The organism is Arsukibacterium sp. MJ3, from assembly GCF_000987765.1.
GTDB lineage: Bacteria > Pseudomonadota > Gammaproteobacteria > Enterobacterales > Alteromonadaceae > Alishewanella.
The window spans coordinates 1-441 of record NZ_LAHP01000178.1; the positions used below are offsets into that span (position 1 = coordinate 1).

At 45.6% G+C, this 441-nt stretch carries 1 protein-coding gene; it reads right to left on the bottom strand.

The features are described 5' to 3' along the window. On the bottom strand, positions 1 to 267 hold a 267-nt coding region (locus VT06_RS17370), incomplete at its 3' end, for a BCCT family transporter (RefSeq protein ID WP_046555590.1). Between the last annotated feature and the right edge of the window lie 174 nt (positions 268 to 441).

A 441-nucleotide genomic window follows, 5' to 3' on the forward strand; every position in this document is an offset into this window, starting at 1 on the left:
GGGATCTGCATGATCGGGCCCAAGCTTAATGCGGCCCCATTTGGAAAGGGCAATTACCACGATAAACATCAAGAAAAGCGCCACAGCTAGCATGTAAAACCAGCCGAAATCTTCGGTAATGTGCGCTAATGCAGTGGAGAAAAGTTCGCCCGCGAGTTTAGGGTTTGCGAGGGTTCCAACAACGAGCAGCAAAATAACGGCTATGGCTGGAAGAAATACGGGCATTAATAGCGCAGAACGCCAACGTGAACCATTGGTTGCACTCATGTAAAACTCCTTCTATTGAACGCCTTTACATGGCTAATAACTTAGTTAGGCTAGCATTCAGAGAGTAAATTACAAGTTGGGGCTTGCATGCAGTTCGCATATCTTGTTGATATACGCGATAGTATTAGCAACCTTTACAGAGTACTTAGGGAAAACTTACATGGCGATTGGCTC